Source organism: Mesorhizobium sp. M7A.F.Ca.AU.001.01.1.1, assembly GCF_004022735.1.
In the GTDB taxonomy this organism is placed as follows: domain Bacteria; phylum Pseudomonadota; class Alphaproteobacteria; order Rhizobiales; family Rhizobiaceae; genus Mesorhizobium; species Mesorhizobium ciceri.
Map to the genome: position 1 here is coordinate 1 of NZ_RZPF01001008.1, position 1,658 is coordinate 1,658.

Annotated in this window: 3 protein-coding genes; 2 read left to right on the forward strand and 1 reads right to left on the reverse strand. The window is 64.7% G+C overall.

The annotated features are described in order from the left end of the window. Positions 1-243 (forward strand): DUF3419 family protein (locus EN884_RS35165; protein ID WP_127419287.1); only part of this gene is annotated, 243 nt, incomplete at its 5' end. Beyond that, a complete protein-coding gene (locus EN884_RS35170) occupies positions 240-923 on the forward strand; it encodes a class I SAM-dependent methyltransferase (protein WP_063168487.1) in 684 nt (227 codons plus the stop codon). The genes EN884_RS35165 and EN884_RS35170, both read left to right, overlap by 4 nt. 52 nt (positions 924-975) lie before the next feature. On the opposite strand, the gene EN884_RS35175 is transcribed toward EN884_RS35170, so the two are convergent. After that, positions 976-1,658 (reverse strand): serine hydrolase (locus tag EN884_RS35175; RefSeq protein WP_164895394.1); only part of this gene is annotated, 683 nt, incomplete at its 5' end.

Genomic DNA, 1,658 nt, shown 5'->3' on the forward strand with positions numbered 1-1,658 from the left:
GCACAGGACTGGATGACCGACGATCAGCTCAACGCGCTGTGGGCGGAAATCACCCGCACGGCTTCGGCCGGCGCCCGCGTCATCTTCCGCACCGCCGCCGAGCCCAGCCTGCTGCCGGGTCGCGTCTCCAGTTCGCTGCTCGACCAATGGGACTATCAGGACCAGGCTTCGCGGGAATTTTCGGCCCGCGACCGCTCGGCCATCTATGGCGGCTTCCATCTCTACGTAAAGCGCGCGGCATGAGCAGCAGCGAGCTGCCGGCCAGCCCCGAATTCAAGGCCAATCATGCCGAACTGATGGACGGCGTCTACCGCTGGCAGCGCCACATCTACGACCTGACCCGCAAATACTACCTGCTCGGCCGCGACCCAATGATCTCGGGGCTCGACGTGCCTGCCGGTGGCACCGTGCTGGAACTCGGCTGCGGCACCGGCCGCAACGTCATCCTCGCCGCCCGTCACTATCCCGACGCGCGCTTTTTCGGCCTCGATATTTCGGCCGAAATGCTGGAGACGGCCGGAAAGGCGATCGACCGCGAGGGCCTGTCCGGTCGCGTCATATTGGCTAGGGGCGATGCCACCGATTTCGATGCCCGGGCACTCTTCGATGTCGAACGCTTCGACCGTGTCTTCGTGTCCTATTCGCTGTCGATGATCCCCGGCTGGGAAAAAACAGTATCGGCGGCACTTGCCGCCCTGTCGCCGAACGGTTCGCTGCACATCGTCGATTTCGGCCAGCAGGAAGGGCTGCCCGGCTGGTTCCGTGCGCTGCTGCGCGGCTGGCTGAAAAAATTCCACGTCGCGCCGCGTGAATCGTTGCGCGAAGTGCTGGAATCGGAATCTCGGCGAACCGGCGCAAGCTTCCGTTTCGGCACGCTTTATCGCGGCTATGCCTGGCTGGCGGTTATCGGGCCGCGCGGCTAGCCAAGGTGAAACCGCCATTTGCAGGCCGACCTCACCTGAATGTCAATGCACCTTAATGCAGCGCCTTCATCAGCGCCCCCACCATCGTCTGCGGCCGATAGCCAAGCTTGGCAGGCGTCAGCCCCAGCCGCACCACCACCAACTGCTCCGAGGGAATGATGGCAACCGTCTGCCCGTCATGGCCTTCCATCCAGTACGTGTCCTTGGGCAGGCCTGCCGCGACGCCGGCGCCGGGGTTTTCCTCATCGCCCGGGGCCTCGATCCACAATTGGCCCTTGCCGTAGACCTTCGAGGCGGATGCCGGCTCGCGCATCCAGTCGACGAAACCGGCCGGCAGGATCTGGTTGCCGTTCCACACCCCGCCTTGCAGCAGGAACTGGCCGAAGCGCGCCCAGTCATGCGCGGTCGCGTAGAGATAGGACGAGCCGACGAAGGTGCCCTGCTCGTCCGTTTCAAGCACCGCGCTGTGCATGCCGAGCGGCTCGAATAGCGCCGTGCGCGGCCACGTCAGCGCCCTGGCCTTGTCGCCGACCGCGTCCTGCCAGAGGCGCGACAGCATCACCGCCGTGCCGCTCGAATAGGAAAACTGTTTGCCGACCTCTGCAGCCAGCGGCTTGGATTCGGCAAAGCCCGCCATGTCAGGTTCGAGATAGAGCATGCGCGTGACGTCGGCGACGTCGCCATAATCCTCGTTGAACTCCAGCCCGCTCGACATCGCCATCATGTCGGCAAGGC